Below are 15,560 nucleotides of genomic sequence, written 5' to 3'. Positions count from 1 at the left end.
GCGGGGGTGTCCGTTCAGTCCCAGGGGACCCGCTCCATTCGTGGTCCGCATGTCTCAGCATTGAAGTACGCGGCGTCCTGCGTTTATTCACTCGGAGGGTGCTGGGAGCGGCGTCCAGCGGCCTTCACCGGTGAAGCTTGCCCTGCGGGGCAGCACCAATGAAATCAACTACTTGGGCCCTGGCGCGGAAGGTGCTCTGGGAAGGCCTGCATCGGGAGGCACCGGGTGTCAGAGCCTGGCGCTTGTCTGCGTGGGGGACCCTCAATGCGATCCGAGGTCGGTATGCGTGGGACGTTGAGCCTGTGGGCGATGCTGGCGTTGTTCGTGGCGCTGCGCGCGAATCCGGGGGACGCGCACGAAGTGACTCTTCAGGCGGATCCGTGGACGCGGCCACTGGTGGCGGCGGGCCTGGTGGCCTCCAGCACGAAGCGAGAGGTGGTGGGCGGTGGCCTGGCGCACTACAGCTGGAAGGTGCGGGTGGGCACGGGGAAGTACGACGCCATCACCGTGCACCGCGTGGTGCGCGAGGCGTACCCGTGGATTCCGGCGCGCAGCAGCCGGGCGGTGTTCATGGTGCACGGGGACCTGTGGGGCTTCGTGCCCGCGTTCCTCACCAACACCTGCGTGACGACGATGCCGGAGAACCGCTCCCTGGCAACGTTCCTGGCGAGCCAGGACGTGGACGTGTGGGGCCTGGACCTGCGCTGGGTGGGCGTGCCGGAGGCGGAGACGAACTTCCAGTTCATGGAGGACTGGAACATGCAGTCGCACGTGAAGGACGTGGGCACGGGCCTGGCGCTGGCGGACGTGGTGCGGCGGCTGTCCGGCAACGGCGGCAACAACGACCGGATGTTCCTGCTGGGCTGGAGCCGGGGCGCGACCCTCGGGTACGCGTACCTGGACGGGGAGTCGCAGCGTCCGCGCGCCCTGCGCCGGGTGGACGGCTTCGTGCCCATGGACATGGTGCTGCGCTACGGGCCGGACGCGGCCGAGCAGCGCCAGTGGGCGTGCCAGCGGTACGAGGCGCTCCAGGCCGCCCGTGACGAGGGCCGCACGGAAGGGGGCCTGCTGGGGCCCGCGCCGGGCATGCCGGTGAAGACCATGGGTGAGCTGGCGACCCGCGCTCCCAACGCTCCGTCCCCGCTGGCCCCGGCGGGCTTCGCGGGCCCGGTCCGGCCCACCAACCGGAAGTTCGCGGTCATCGCCGCCGGGCGGACCGGGGCGCTCCTGGCGCCGCTCCAGCCGATCACGCCGGGCTACCACCTGGCGGGCAGCGTGCCGGACACCGCCGGCCTTCCGGACAGGACGGCCTTCACGTCGGAGCCCACCCTGTTCGACTACCTCCAGCTGGCGGTGCCCTACCAGAGCCTCAACGAGGTGGTGGAGACGGAGAAGCAGCTGTGCGGCCTGGACGTGCCCTACGACGACCACCTGAAGGACGTGAAGGTGCCGGTGCTGTACGTGGGCGCGGCGGGCGGCGTGGGCCGCTACGGCGAGTACTCCACGCGCCTCCTGGGGAGCACGGACGTCACCCACCTCATCGTGCGCAGCCGGCCGGAAGCGCAGCGCGAGCTGGACTTCGGCCACGCGGACCTGTTCCTCGCCAGGGACGCGCGCGTGCGCGTGTGGCAGCCCATGCTCCAGTGGATGCGGGCGCACTGACGAAGGCGTGGAGGGCGGAGGGCTACTCCGCCTTCCACAACCCGTGGCGCCGGGCCCGGCGGCCCAACGTCACGGGGTCCATGCCCAGGGCCACGGCGGCTCGGCGCAGGACGCCGCCATGGCGCTCCAGGGCCTCGCGGATGAGGTCGCGCTCCACCTGCTGGAGCCGGGCCCTCAGCGAACCATCCCCGGTGGGGTCCGCCCGGGGCAGCGTGTTGTTGAGGAGCGCGGGCGGCAACAGGCGCCGGGTGAGCATCTCCCCGGGCCGGGACAGGAGCACCGCGCGCTCCACCACGTTGCGCAATTCGCGCACGTTGCCCGGCCAGCCGTAGCCGTGCAGCACCTCGTCCGCGTCCGGGGCCACGCCCGTGGCGGAGCGCTTGAGGGTGCGGTTGAACTGCTCCACGAAGGCGCGGGCCAGCTCCGGGATGTCCTCCGGGCGCTCGCGCAGGGGCGGGATGTCGATGGTGAAGCTGTTGAGCCGGTAGAAGAGGTCCGCGCGGAAGCGGCCGGCGCGCACCTCCTCGCCCAGGTCCCGGTTGCTCGCGGCCACCACGCGCACGTCCACGTGGCGCACCTGGGTGCCGCCCACCGGGCGGATGTCGCCCGTCTCCAGCACGCGAAGCAGCTTCGCCTGGAGGTTGGGCGTGGTGTTCTCAATCTCGTCCAGGAAGATGGTGCCGCCGTTGGCCAGCACGAAGAGGCCCGGGTGGTCCGACACCGCGCCGGTGAAGGCCCCCTTCACGTGGCCGAACAGCTCGCTCTCCAGCAGCGTCTCCGTGAGCGCGCCGCAGTCCTGGACGACGAGCGGCAGGTCCCCCCGGCCGGAGAGCCGGTGGAGGATGCGCGCCAGCACCTCCTTGCCGGTACCCGTCTCGCCCTGCAGCAGCACCGCCACCCGGTGGGGGGCCACCAGGCGCACCATCTCCATCACCCGCTGCATGGGCGGGCTGCGAAAGCCCAGGTCCTCCCCGTGGCGGCCCACGCCCACCACCGGCGTCTGGGCCAGCGCGCGCTCGCGCATGAGGTTGCGCTCCAATTCCAGCGCCATGCGCCACTGCTCCGTGCGGAAGCCGTGCTCGCGCCCTGCCTGGAGCACCGCCTCGCGCATGGCTTCCGGGTCCGGCCAGGCCCCCGGCGCGCGGTAGATGCGGCCGGAGTTGAAGAGCGCCACCAGCCGCTCCGGGGCCGCCGGGGCGCAGTAGACGATGCGCGAGGCCAGGTCGCTGGGCGGCCCCGCCCCCGTGGGGTCCACCTCCGCGCGCAGCTCCGCCAGGGACTCCACCAGCGCGAGCGCCCGCGACTCGTCCTGGCCGCACACCAGCAGCACCGCCATGTCCCCGCGCGTGAGCAGCGCGTGCACGTCCTCCGCGGTGGCGGCGAAGTGCGGCGTGGCCACGCCGTCCAGGGCCTGGCGCACCGCGCGCGACTCGTCGTCCGAGGCGAAGGCCGCCACCACCTGCAGGTGGGACGTGGCCAGGTAGCGCGCCAGCTTCACGCCGTCCGCCGCGTCGAAGGCGCCGAAGCTGATGCCCAGCGCCGCGACGGTGCCCCCGCCGCCCGCCGTGTCGTGGCGCCAGCGCACCGTGCCGTGCACCCGCACGTGGGCGCCCGTGTCCGGCAGCGAGAAGGCCATCTCCACCGGCTCGTTCTCGCGCGGGCCCTCGGAGGGGCTGCGCGGCGTGGCGATGAGCCCGATGCCCGTCTCGCTGATGTTCACGGACCAGCAGCCATGCAACGCCGGCTGGGTCACCACCTTCACGTACAGCGGCTTGCGCTCGCTCCGGGGCACCTGCTCGGAGTCGGGGCGCGACATGGGGTGCGTCACTCGACCGGCCTCATGGCCGCCGCGCGGCGGGCTTCCTGGAAAAATACGAACATTGCGGACGGGGTTTCTGCCTGATTCTCCCGTCATCGCAAGTCGGCGGCAAAGGGGATGTCCTCTCAGCACGCCGCAAGTGGACACGGGTCCAAAGCGCCCTGCCCGGAACACGGCGAACCCTCCCCCACACCGCACCACAACCCACGGCGCGAAACGTCCGTGCTCCGGCGGTGCGCATCCCACGCGACGGGCCGTGTCGTCCCTTCCGGCGTGTTGAAGGATTCCAACGGGGCCGTCTGAAATTGATGTCTGTCTTTTGTTCCGAACCTGCCCAGCATGCAAGCGGGCTCAGCGTCGCTTGTGTTCGAAATAAAACTTCGGTATTCGGTTTATCACCTTGGAACACGGCAGGCTTTCCCCCCGCTGCCGGATGGAGCACCGAACACCCTTCACGCTGTCTTTCTCCTCCCGTCGACGCGGCCCTGTCGAACAGGTCCGGGAGCACGAGAGGGGATTGTCCCGCCGTAAAGCCAGACATCCCCCAGCCATGCCCCTGTCTCCTGTCGTTGGAGCATGGCTTTTCACTGCCTGTCCTTTCCCCCTGGGCCAATTCCTTGAAGAAAACCCTCCTCCTGGTTGAAACGTTGTTCGTCCTGGGCGCCGTCGGCTGTGGCGCTCCGGATGGTTCCCTTCCGGTTGAAGACCGCCAGCCTACGCTCGAGACGTCCGCCGAGGATCTCACCACCACCGGCTGCACGCAGCTCACCCCCGCCAGCGTGAAGGCCAGCGGCGACGACGGCGCCGGCAGCGTCGCGGCGAACGCGATGGATGATCAGCTCACCACGCGCTGGAGCAGCCTGGGCAAGGGCCAGTGGCTCGACTTCGACCTGGGCGCCACCAAGGCCGTGAGCGCGGTGTCGGTGGCCTGGCACGAGGGCAACAAGCGCGCGAACACGTTCACCGTCTCCGTGTCGCCGGACGGCTACACCTATACGCAGGTGTACAGCGGCAAGAGCAAGGGCAACACGACCGCGGCGGAGACGTACGCCTTCACGTCGGTGAGCGCGCGCCGGGTGCGCGTCACGGTGCAGGGCAACTCCCTCAACGACTGGGCCAGCATCGCGGAGGCGCGCCCGTGCTCCGGCACCACGACGGCGCCGCCCCCCACCACCCCGGGCGGCATCGTGTGGCGGGGCGACTTCGAGTCCGGCAGCCGCAGCCAGTGGGACGGCACGCAGATGATGTCCGCGGACCGGCTCCAGGTCGTCTCATCGCCGGTGCGCGAGGGCGGCTACGCCCTCAAGGCCACGGTGAAGCAGGGCGATGACCCCATCAACTCCAGCGGCAACCGCAACGAAATCTTCAAGCAGACGAAGGAGGCGGTGGGCTCCGAGTACTGGTACCGCTGGAGCACGCGCTTCGCGGCGGACTTCCCCAGCGTGAACACCTGGCAGCTCTTCACCCAGTGGCACCATGACGGGTGCTGCGGCTCGCCGCCGGTGGAGTTCTACGTCTACGGCGAGGAGATGCGGCTGAACATCGGCGGGTCCCCGGGCACCATCGTCTGGCGCACGCCGCTGGTGCGCAACACGTGGCACGACTTCGTCTTCCACGTGAAGTGGTCCCCCAACGCGAGCGTGGGCTTCGTGGAGCTGTACTACGACGGCCAGCTGGTGCTGCCCAAGCGCAACATCGCGACGCAGTACTCCGGGCAGCTCAACTACCTGAAGATCGGCCTGTACCGGAACGACACCATCGCGCCGGTGGGCGTCGTCTACCACGACGGTTGGGTGATGGGCCGGACGCAGGCGGACGTGCTGGACGCCAACTACAAGTTGAAGTGAGACACCGGCCGCGTGCCCCGGTAGGCGCCGGGGCACGCTCCGGGATAGGCTTTCACGAGTCCATCCCGAGGAGTCGTCTCATGCGTCTGTGCGCCGCGCTGACCGCCCTGTCCCTGCTGGCGTCCTGCACCACGACCTACGCCATTCCCAAGCCGGAGCTCACGCGGCTGGATGGCTTCCGGGACGAGAACGCGGCGCTGATGCGGGAGCTGGGTGACGTGATGCTCAACCGCGTCACGGACCGCAAGCGCACAGTGCGGGACGTGGAGGGCCAGGCACACCAGTTCACCTCCGACACGCCGCTGGCGCTGGTCTCCGCCCAGTCGGACACGGAGTTCCAGCGCTTCATCGAGGTGGGCGTGGACGGCGACCGCTTCCGGGGCGTGCCCCTGGAGGGCTCCACCTCCAGTGCCGCCGCGCCCCCGGTCGTCGTTTCCCTGTCGGAGGTGGACCACGCCCGGCTGCGCGAGTTCAGCCTGGGCAAGACGCTGCTCCTGACGGGCACCATCGGCGTCGCGTTGATGGGGTCGCTGGTCATGGTGAGCAAGCTCTTCAAGCCCACCACCGGCTCGGACCCGGATGACCGCGGCGGCGTCATCGACCTGGGCCCGACGCCCCGGCTGACGTTCTGAGGTTCCGCTAGCGCGCGTCCGTGCGCTGGCGCAAGAGCCCCTCCTGGGCCACGGAGGCCACGAGCCGCCCGTCGCGGGTGAAGACGTGCCCGCGCGCCAGGCCGCGGGCGTTGCCGGCCCAGGGGCTTTCCATGGTGTAGAGCAGCCAGTCGTTGACCTTCAGGTCGCCGTGGAACCACAGCGCGTGGTCCAGGCTGGCCATCTGGAAGCCCGGCTGGAGGAACGTCTGCGCGTGCGGCTGGAGCGCGGTGCCCAGCAGGTTGAAGTCGCTGGCGTACGCGAGCACGTAGCGGTGCACCTGGGGCTCGTCGGGCATGGCGCCGTCGGCGCGGAACCAGACGTGCTTCACGGGCGGCTCGGCGGTGGGCTCGAAGGGGTCTACGTACGTCACCGGGCGCATCTCAATGGGCTTGGCGGAGAGGAACTTCTCCCGGTGCCGCTCCGACATCCGGCCCGCGTGGCGCCCCAACAGCTCCAGGTCCGTGGGCAGTGACTCCGGCGGCGGCACGTCCGGCATGGTGGCCTGGTGCGTGAAGCCCGGCTCTTCCCCCTGGAAGGACGCCATCAGCGTGAAGATGGGCTGCCCCTTCTGGATGGCCACCACGCGGCGGGTGGTGAAGCTGCCGCCGTCACGCACGCGGTCCACGGTGTAGACGACGGGCAGGCTCGCGTCCCCGGGGCGCAGGAAGTAGCCGTGCAGCGAGTGCACCGCGCGCTTCTCCTCCACCGTCTGGCTGGCGGCGGACACGGACTGCCCCAGCACCTGCCCTCCGAAGAGCTGCCGGAAGCCCAGGTCCTGGCTGGCGCCACGGAACAGGTTCTCCTCGATGGGCTCCAGCTTCAGGAGCCCCAACAGCTCGTCCAGCACCCGGCTCATGTACGTCCTCCCGTTTTGACGCACCCCGTCCATATCCCAGCCCCAGGCCCGTGCGCGCGGACCAATGTAGAGTGCGGCGCCTTTCTGCCCCGGAGGAGCCCGTGGCCTCGCTTTCCCTGCCAGACGCCGTCCGGCGGCACCCGGCGGCCTGGGGCATGGTGGCCACGTTCGCCGCCAGCCTCCTCCTGCGCGGACTGTACCTGGCGGGTTCGCCGGACCGGGACTGGCCCTTCTCCGTCTTCTTCGCGGGCGACGCGCGCTTCTTCCACACCGCCGCGGTGGACCTGGCGAGGGGCCGCGAAGGCCCGGTCGCCCTGCCCTACCACCCGCCCCTGTTCCCCGCGCTGTTGGGACTGCTGTACCGGGTGCTGGGCGAGCCCGCGGGCAGCGCGCTGCCCTACAAGCTGGCGCTCGCCTGTCTGGGCGCGGCCACGGTGGCCTTCTGCCAGGGCTTCTGGCGGCGCCTGCTGGGAACGCCGTGGAGTCTGGTGGCGGCGGGCCTGTACGCCACGAGCTTCGGGTGGCTGGTGCTGTCCACCACGTACAGCAATGAAACGCTGTCCGCGCTGTGGCTGTGTTTCACCTGTGCGCTGGCATTGCGCATGGGCGGCGCGGTGCCGTCCTGGCCCGCGGTGTTGGGATTGGGCGCGGTGATGGGCTGGGGCACCCTCACCCGCGCGGAGCACCTGGGGCTGTGGCCCTTCCTCCTGACGTATGCGTGGACCGCGCGCGAGCGGGGGCCCTGGAAGCCGTGGGCCCTGCGCTGGGGCGCGGCGATGGGCGTGTCCCTGCTCCTGCTCGTGCCCTCCGCCCTGCGCAACGTGGACACGATGCGCGAATTGAACGCGCGGGCGCCGCACCTGGAGCCGCTGCCGGAGTGGGTGCCCGTCACGGTGTATGGGCCGCTCAACTTCGCCATGGCCAACCACTCGGGCGCCACCGGGGGCTTCACGCCGGCCCTCATCAATCAAGGCGGCAACAACGGACAGTTGGACCCCTCCCGCCCGGAGCACCGGCGCCTGCTCTTGCACGGCTACGCGGAAGGGCTGCGCTGGATGGTGGCCTCGCCCGGCGACGCGGCCCGGCTGCTCTGGACGAAGCTGGACCTGTGGCTGGACGGCCTGCGCCTGGGCATCGGCGTGTCGGACGTGCCCGGAGGACTCACCGGCGAGCGCGCCCCGGTGGACGTGTTCGTCCCCGACTCCGCGTGGCTCAAGTGGCCGCTGGCGGCGCTGCTCCTCGCGGGGATGCTGCTGTCGCTCAAGCCCGCGCACGCGCCCTTCCGGCTGCTGTCGCTGGTGGTGCTGCACCGGGTGCTCATCACGCTCGCCTTCTTCGGCTATGCGCGCGGCCTGCTCGTCGTCTTCCCCGCGCTCCTGCCGCTCCTGGTGCTGCCATTGAAGGTCCTGGGCGAGCGCCACGCGGCCGTGGCCCGGAGGCTGCCCGCGCTCGCAGGGGCGCTGCTGTTGCTCCTGTGGGCGGAGGCCGCGCTCGTCGCCACGCGGGAGACGCCCCGCCGCTTCATGGCCAGCGGCACCACCGACGCGGTCAATGGCAAGCTCATCCAGGACGACCGCGTCCGGCTGTGGCCCCAACCTTGAGCGAGTGAACACTCCAAGCCGTTGATTCCCTTCCACTTTCTGAAATACTGCCCTAATCAGGAATAACCGCAATACCAACTTAAAAAGCACATGACCTAAGCAGGAGGCGCTCCGCCCCGGAGCTCGCCGGTCCCGTCCGGCGGCATCACCCGAGGAGACGTCATGCGCCCCCTGCGGTCAGCGTTGTGTTGTCTTGCCCTCCTGGTGTCATCCACGACGTACGCATTCCAACCCTCCCAGCCCGAGCAGCAGAGCGCGGCGGCGAAGAAGGCCTTCTTCAAGCCAGACCTCTACCTGCCCATCCAGAACGTGCCGCTGGAGAAGGCGCGGTCGCTGATGCCGCGCGCGGGCGCGGACAAATGGGCGGGGTTCGTCACCCGCTTTGGCGGCAACGTGCAGGTGTATCTGGATCCGCTGTCCGGCATGCCCACGGGCATCCAGGGCAGCTTCCCGCTCATCCCCGGTGACGGCTTCCGCAACAACGTCTCGCTCGAGTCCGTGCGCCAGGGTCTGGGCCGCTCGGTGGGCAGCGTGGACGAGTCCGTGGTGGGAGAGCTCGTCTTCAAGTTCGTCGCGGACCATCAGGACGCGATTGGCGTGGACCTCTTGCAGCTGGGTTCGCCGCGCGTGACGCAGGTGACGGAAACGCTGTGGCAGGTGCACATCCCGCAGGTGGTGAACGGCATCACGGTGCGGCACGGCCGGCTGGCGGCCACCATCAGCCACGGCAACCTCATCCTCCTGGGCACGGAGGCGTGGGCCAACGTGGGCATCGACACGAAGCCCCGCTTCACCGCGAACCAGGCCATTGCCGCGGGCAGCACGTTCCTGGGCCAGACGCTGTCGCCCACCAGCCTGTGGCAGCAGCCCACGCTGGAGGTGACTCCGTTCGCGCGCACGGGCGCGGCCTTTGGCCAGGGCTACGGCCACGCGCTGGTGTGGAGCTACGGCTTCTCCAACCCCGGTGAGCACGAGCGCTGGAAGGTGACGGTGGACGCCAACTCCGGCGAGGTGCTCGCCGTGGAGGATGACAACCACTACTTCGACGCGCAGGTGAAGGGCGGCGTGTACCCGTCCACCAACATCGGCACCTGCACGTCGAAGGAGACGTGCGGCACCATGCAGCCCAACACGCCCATGCCCTGGGCGAACACGGGCTTCGCGTCGCCCAACAACTTCACGGACGGCGCGGGCATCTACAACTACAGCGCCGGCACCCTCAACACGACGCTCGCCGGCAAGTACGTGAGGATCGCCGACAGCTGCGGCTCCATCAACGTGAGCTCCGCCACGGGCAGCCTGGACCTGGGCGGCGTGAACAACGACCACGACTGCACGGTGCCCGCGGGCACGTCCCCGGGCAACACCCCGGCGGCGCGCTCCAGCTTCTACGAGCTGAACAAGATCAAGGAGGTGGCCCGCGGCTGGCTGCCCAGCAACACCTGGCTGCAGGGCCAGCTGACGTCCAACGTGAACCTGTCCAGCACGTGCAACGCGTTCTGGAACGGCAGCACCGTGAACTTCTACAAGTCCGGTGGCGGCTGCCGGAACACCGGTGAGATTGGCGCGGTGTTCGACCACGAGTGGGGCCACGGCATGGACAACTTCGATGCCAACGGCTCGCTGTCCAACTCCAGCGAGGGCTACGCGGACATCGCGGGCATCCTGCGCCTGCAGACGTCCTGCGTGGGCTACGGCTTCTTCCAGACGACGAACACGGGCTGCGGCCTCACGCCGGACGGCACGGGCTACAACCAGCAGGAGTCGCAGGTGACGGGCCAGTCCTGGTGCAACCTGCGCTGCTCGGGCGTGCGTGACGCGGACTGGGCGGCGAGCGCGCCGAACATCCCGGCCACCCCGCAGAACTTCACCTGCAAGATGTGCTCGTCCGGCTCCGGCCCGTGCAGCAAGCAGGTGCACTGCGCCGCGTCCCCCGTGCGCCAGGCGGCGTGGGACCTGGTGACGCGCGACCTCACGGCGGCGCCCTTCAACTACAACTCCAACGACGCGTTCCTCCTGGGCAACAAGCTCTTCTACCAGGGCTCCGGCAACATCGGCACGTGGCACGCCTGTAACTGCACCGCGGGCACGTCCGACGGCTGCGGCGCGACGAACGGCTACATGCAGTGGCTGGCCGCGGACGACGACAACGGCAACCTGGCGGACGGCACGCCGCACATGACGGCCATCTACGCCGCGTACAACCGCCACAACATCGCCTGCTCCACGCCCGCGCCCACCAACGGCGGCTGCGCGGCGGGCCCCACGGCGGCTCCCACCACCACGGCCACCCCGGGCGACAGCCAGGTGAGCCTGTCGTGGACCGCTTCCGCGGGCGCCAGCCAGTACTGGGTGATGAAGACGGAGGGCTTCGCGGGCTGTGACTTCGGCAAGGCGCGCGTGGCCACCGTCACCGGCACCAGCTACACGGACCCGGAGGTCGCCAACGGCCGCCAGTACTGCTACTCGGTCGTGCCCGCGAGCAGCAACGCGTGCTTCGGTCAGGCGTCCGCCTGCACCTGCACCACGCCCACCTGCGCGGCGCCCGGCGCTCCCACGCTGTCCACCCCCTCCTCCGGCGCCACCGGTGTCGAGCTGCTCGCGGTGCTGGACTGGGCGGACGTGACGGGCGTGTCCGGCTACGAGGTCCAGGTGGCCACCGACAGCGCGTTCACCAACGTGGTGCGCAGCGCCAACTCACTGGTGGCCAGCACCTGGACGGTGTCCCCGGGCCTGTCGGCGACCACCGCCTACTACTGGCGCGTGCGGGCGCTCAACTCGTGCGGTGGCACCAGCTCCTGGAGCGCGGCGCAAAGCTTCACCACGCGCGGCTGCGTCACCCTGGCGGCCCCCACCCTGACAGCCCCCGCCAACGCGGCCACGGGCGTCGCGCTGGCGCCGGCGCTGGACTGGTCCGACGTGACGAATGCGTCCGCGTATGACGTGCAGGTGGCCACCGACAGCGCGTTCACCAACGTGGTGCGCAGCGCCACCGGCCTGTCCACCAGCGCGTGGAACGTGACGCCGGGCCTGTCCAACCTCACGGCGTACTACTGGCGCGCGCGGGCCACCGACAGCTGCGGCGCGAGCCCGTACAGCGCCGCCTTCAGCTTCACCACCACCAACGTGTGCACGCCCACCGTGGCCACGTACAACTCCACCCTGCGCACCCCGGCTTGCGGATCCGTGTGCGGTTGCGACACCGGCCCCACGCTCGTCAACGGGCGCGGAACGATGTCCGGCGGCATCGAGCCCAACCAGCCCAACACCCTGGGCGCCACCTGCACGGACGGAGCCTCCGGCGTCTACCACTCGGATGAGAGCATCGACCGCATCGTGCTCAAGACGGTGGACCAGGGCACCATCACCCCGGGCAAGCAGCTCACCGTGGACGTGACGGTGTGGTGCTACGGCACCACGGACCAGCTGGACCTGTACTACACGACGAACACCACCACGCCCGCGTGGACGGCCGTCACCACCGCCCAGGCCTGCACCGCGGTGGGGCTGAAGACGTTCTCCATCCCCGTCACCGTGGGCAGCACCACCGGCAACCACGCCGTGCGCGCGCAGTTCCGCTTCGGCGGCACCGCCTCCAGTTCGTGCGTCACGGGCAGCTACAACGACCACGACGACCTGGTGTTCAACGTCGCGTCCGCGGTGGCCGCCAACCCCACCGCCCCGTCCGCGAAGCAGGTGCGCGGCCGGGCCGTGACGGCGCGCTAGTCAAGACGCGCGAAGCCGTCCTTCAGTGACATGGGGGCTCCCGGTTCACTCCGGGGGCCCCCGTGCCTTTTCACGGCTCACCAGGTGTAGACGACGGACGGCGCCGAGCGCTTCGCGGGCCCGTGGTGGACCATCTCGATGTTGTTGCCGTCCGGATCCAACACGAAGGCCGCGTAGTACCCCGGATGGTAGGAGCGCTCCCCGGGAGCCCCGTTGTCACGGCCCCCCGCGGCCACCGCAGCCTGGTGGAAGCGGTGCACCATCTCCCGGTCGTTCGCCTGGAAGGCCAGGTGCACGCGCGCGGTGGGCTCGCGGTCGTTGCTGAGGAACAGCTCGTCCGCTGCCAGGTGCCGCTCGCTCTCGTTGAAGACCGGGATGCCCATGACTTCCAGCACCGCGCGGTAGAAGCGCTTGCTCGCCTCCAGGTCCCGGACCTGGAGGTGGACGTGGTCGAACATGCGGCCGTGGTGCAGTTCCATGGTCTGCCTCCCGTGATTTGCGTGCCGGGTGTCGTTCAACACCGCGCGCGCCCGCCACCATCAGAGCCGCAATTCACGCATGTCAAGGCGCCTCCGCCCGGGAAGTCGTGAAAGCGGCAGCGACTTCCACAAAAGCGCGGGCGCGCGGCGGCGGGACGACGCAGCTTCGTGCGATAGTCCGCGCCACTTCGCAGTTCTTGCCTTCAGGAGGGTGCCGCGATGTTCATCGAAATCATCGTCCTGCCCCGTGAAGAGCAGTCCCCGAACCGGCGCGCGGCAAAGGCCTCCAAGGCTCCCCAGCCGCTGGAGAAGCGTGGCCGCGCGGAGCTGGCCCAGGTGTGGCGTGAAGAGGGCAAGGCCTTCCACGGCGCCGTCCTGGAGTTCATCAAGGCCCAGCACCTCCTGGGCGCGGTGAAGTGGATGAGCGAGCCGGGGCTGCTGCCCCAGGTGACGCTCGTCGCCTCGGACCGCGTCCTGGAGAAGCTCCAGGCAGAGCCCCGCTTCGCGGCCGGCCGCTCGCTGAGCATGAACCTGCAGACCTGAGAGCCGCCCGTCCTCCGCGGCTCCCCCCTCGCGTTTCCCATTTTCCAATCATTTTTCCGTGACGCCCGCGTGAGCCCTTCCGCGGCGCGTCCGCGGCGTGGCCGGGGTGCGTCACCGTTGGCGGCAAAAGCTGTCTCATCGTGTTTCACGATGCTGTCAGCCTTGACGGCGGTGTCTTGAATTCCACAGGATGCGCCCCCAACCCCCGAGGTCTGGCCAGACGGCCCGGACTTGAACGTGGGCGGTCCTTGTCGTGCCTCCCGTCAGTGCGCCCCTCGCCTGGAATCGGAGCGGAACATGCGTTTGAAGAGAGTGGTCCCCGTGGTCGTGTCGCTGTGTTGCGCCACCGCTTCCGCCGAAGAGCCGCGTGACAAGGAGGTCTACATCAGCATCGGTTCGGAGACGGTGGGCACGGTGCGCTCGTCGTTCCGCGGCGGGAACGCGCCCACCCTGGTGCGCGAGGCGAACGGGGTGAGCGTGCTCAAGCTCACCGAGTCGCAGCTGGGCGACGTGTCCGCCATCATGCATGACCAGTATCACCGCTGCGCGGGCTTCATGGCGCACGACACGCAGGAGGCGGCGCTCGCGGCGCTCGGCCCCGCGCAGCCCGTGCAGTCGCTGGTGAGCTACACGCTGGACAACGCGCCGGTGGTCAACTCGCTGTTCTCCGGCCTGCAGGAGGCCAGCCTGCGCAGCACCATCATCCAGCTGGCCAGCTACACGAACCGCTACTACAACAACTCCACCGGCGGCACGCAGTCGGCCAGCTGGCTGCGCGACACCTGGACGTCCTACGCCACCGGACGCGACGACGTGAGCGTGCAGCTGTACACGCACTCCGGCTGGACGCAGCCGTCCGTCATCGCCACCGTCACCGGCACCGTCTACCCGGATGAGGTGGTGGTGATTGGCGGCCACCTGGACTCCATCAACATCAACGTGAGCTCCTCCAGCCGCCCCACGGCGACGGCGCCGGGCGCGGATGACGACGCCTCCGGTGTCGCCACGCTGTCGGAGGTCTTCCGCGTGGCGATGGCCAAGGGCTACAAGCCGGCGCGCACGGTGAAGTTCATGGCGTACGCAGCGGAGGAGGTGGGCCTGTACGGCTCGCAGGCCATCGCGCAGGCGCACAAGTCCGCGGGCGCCAACGTGGTGGGCGTGCTCCAGCTGGACATGACCAACTACCGCGGCTCCACGTGGGACCTGACGCTCGTCACGGACAACACCAACGCGGCGCAGAACGCGTTCCTGGGCAACCTCATCGACACGTACACGGGCTACACGCGCACCAACATCACGTGCGGCTACGGGTGCTCGGACCACGCGTCGTGGACCGCGCAGGGCTACCCGGCGTCCCTCCCGTTCGAAGCGCAGATGAACAACGACAACCCCAACATCCACACGGCCAACGACACCCTGGCCAACAGCACGGACGGCAACGCCAACAACGCGCTGAAGTTCGCGCGCATTGGCGCCGCGTACCTGGCGGAGCTGGGCAAGGGCACCATCCCGGGCCTGCCCACGGACACCACGCCCCCCACCGTGTCGCTCACCGCGCCGGCCAGCGGCGCGACGGTGAACGGCACCACCAGCATCACCGCGACGGCCAGCGACAACGTGGGCGTCAGCAAGGTGGAGTTCCTGGTGGACGGCGTGGTGAAGGGCACCATCGTCTCTTCTCCGTACAGCTACGCGTGGGACAGCCGCACGGTGGCCAACGGCAGCCACACGGTGGCGGCGAAGGCGCATGACGGTTCGGGCAACACCACCACCACGACGGCGCGCACGGTGACCGTGGCCAACGTGTCCACGACCGGCACCTTCGACAGCACCTACAAGACGCTGCGTTGCAGCGAGGCGGCGGCCACCTGCGACAGCGGCACGCTCTTCAACGGCCGCGGCACCCGTGGGCCTGAGGTGAACACGCCCAACACGCTGCGCGGCACGTGCAAGGACGCCAGCAGCGGCACCTACAAGAGCGACGAGTCCATGGAGGCCCTCAAGGTCTCCACCGTGGACGGCTCCAACTTCGCCGCGGGCAAGCAGGTGAAGGTGGAGGCCACCGTCTGGGCCTACGCCACCCCCACGTCGGATCGGCTGGACCTGTACTACACGGCCAACGCCACCGCGACGACGCCCGTCTGGACGTTGATCACCTCCGTCACGCCGTCGGGCGCGAACCTGCAGACGATCTCCGCCACGTACACGCTGCCCGCCGGCGCCAACCAGGCCGTGCGCGCGCAGATGCGCTACGGCACCGGCGCCCCGACCAGCGCGTGCATCTCCGGCGAGTACAACGACCGCGACGACCTGATGTTCACCGTCCAGTAGGCCGCAGCTGACTTGAGCTGACGTGGAGGGGATCCGGGACGCG

The 15,560-nt window shown here is 69.8% G+C and carries 10 protein-coding genes; 7 read left to right on the top strand and 3 right to left on the bottom strand.

Annotated elements, in window-relative coordinates; genetic code table 11:
- Nucleotides 1-282: 282 nt before the first annotated feature.
- Nucleotides 283-1,662 (top strand): hypothetical protein, encoded by a 1,380-nt coding sequence (locus D7V77_RS20470; protein ID WP_120577975.1) that lies wholly within the window; start codon nucleotides 283-285, stop codon nucleotides 1,660-1,662.
- A 22-nt stretch (nucleotides 1,663-1,684) separates the two neighbouring features.
- Here D7V77_RS20470 and D7V77_RS20465 read toward each other — a convergent pair whose 3' ends face one another.
- The gene (locus D7V77_RS20465) at nucleotides 1,685-3,478 is read right to left on the bottom strand and encodes a sigma 54-interacting transcriptional regulator (protein ID WP_120577978.1); all 1,794 of its coding nucleotides are present in this window, start codon (nucleotides 3,476-3,478) and stop codon (nucleotides 1,685-1,687) included.
- Between the two features lie 620 nt (nucleotides 3,479-4,098).
- On the opposite strand from D7V77_RS20465, the gene D7V77_RS20460 reads away from it, so the two are divergent.
- Complete coding sequence (locus D7V77_RS20460) at nucleotides 4,099-5,328, top strand: heparin lyase I family protein (RefSeq protein WP_120577974.1); 1,230 nt, start codon at nucleotides 4,099-4,101, stop codon at nucleotides 5,326-5,328.
- A gap of 80 nt (nucleotides 5,329-5,408) precedes the next feature.
- Nucleotides 5,409-5,960, top strand: a complete 552-nt coding sequence (locus D7V77_RS20455; RefSeq protein WP_120577973.1) for a hypothetical protein — start codon at nucleotides 5,409-5,411, stop codon at nucleotides 5,958-5,960.
- 7 nt (nucleotides 5,961-5,967) lie between these two features.
- Here D7V77_RS20455 and tesB read toward each other — a convergent pair whose 3' ends face one another.
- Nucleotides 5,968-6,837: an acyl-CoA thioesterase II gene (gene tesB, locus D7V77_RS20450; RefSeq protein ID WP_120577972.1), complete on the bottom strand. Its 870-nt coding sequence runs from the start codon at nucleotides 6,835-6,837 to the stop codon at nucleotides 5,968-5,970.
- Between the two features lie 155 nt (nucleotides 6,838-6,992).
- On the opposite strand from tesB, the gene D7V77_RS20445 reads away from it, so the two are divergent.
- Nucleotides 6,993-8,438, top strand: a complete 1,446-nt coding sequence (locus D7V77_RS20445) for a glycosyltransferase family 39 protein (RefSeq protein WP_120577977.1) — start codon at nucleotides 6,993-6,995, stop codon at nucleotides 8,436-8,438.
- A gap of 162 nt (nucleotides 8,439-8,600) precedes the next feature.
- Nucleotides 8,601-12,164: an endopeptidase gene (locus D7V77_RS20440; protein ID WP_120577971.1), complete on the top strand. Its 3,564-nt coding sequence runs from the start codon at nucleotides 8,601-8,603 to the stop codon at nucleotides 12,162-12,164.
- 77 nt (nucleotides 12,165-12,241) lie between these two features.
- Here the strand turns inward: D7V77_RS20440 and D7V77_RS20435 are convergent, their stop codons facing one another.
- Nucleotides 12,242-12,643, bottom strand: coding sequence for a VOC family protein (locus D7V77_RS20435; protein WP_120577970.1), 402 nt, complete (start codon nucleotides 12,641-12,643; stop codon nucleotides 12,242-12,244).
- 219 nt (nucleotides 12,644-12,862) lie between these two features.
- Here D7V77_RS20435 and D7V77_RS20430 point away from each other — a divergent pair, with 219 nt between their 5' ends.
- Both D7V77_RS20430 and D7V77_RS20425 read left to right on the top strand, forming a co-directional pair.
- Nucleotides 12,863-13,186, top strand: coding sequence for a hypothetical protein (locus tag D7V77_RS20430; protein WP_120577969.1), 324 nt, complete (start codon nucleotides 12,863-12,865; stop codon nucleotides 13,184-13,186).
- A 297-nt stretch (nucleotides 13,187-13,483) separates the two neighbouring features.
- Complete coding sequence (locus D7V77_RS20425) at nucleotides 13,484-15,517, top strand: M20/M25/M40 family metallo-hydrolase (RefSeq protein ID WP_120577968.1); 2,034 nt, start codon at nucleotides 13,484-13,486, stop codon at nucleotides 15,515-15,517.
- The last annotated feature ends 43 nt before the right edge of the window (nucleotides 15,518-15,560 follow it).

The organism is Corallococcus sp. CA041A (assembly GCF_003612075.1).
In the GTDB taxonomy this organism is placed as follows: Bacteria; Myxococcota; Myxococcia; order Myxococcales; family Myxococcaceae; genus Corallococcus; species Corallococcus exiguus.
The sequence above is the reverse complement of the archived record's forward strand: the minus strand, read 5'-3'. Positions and strand labels throughout refer to the sequence as shown.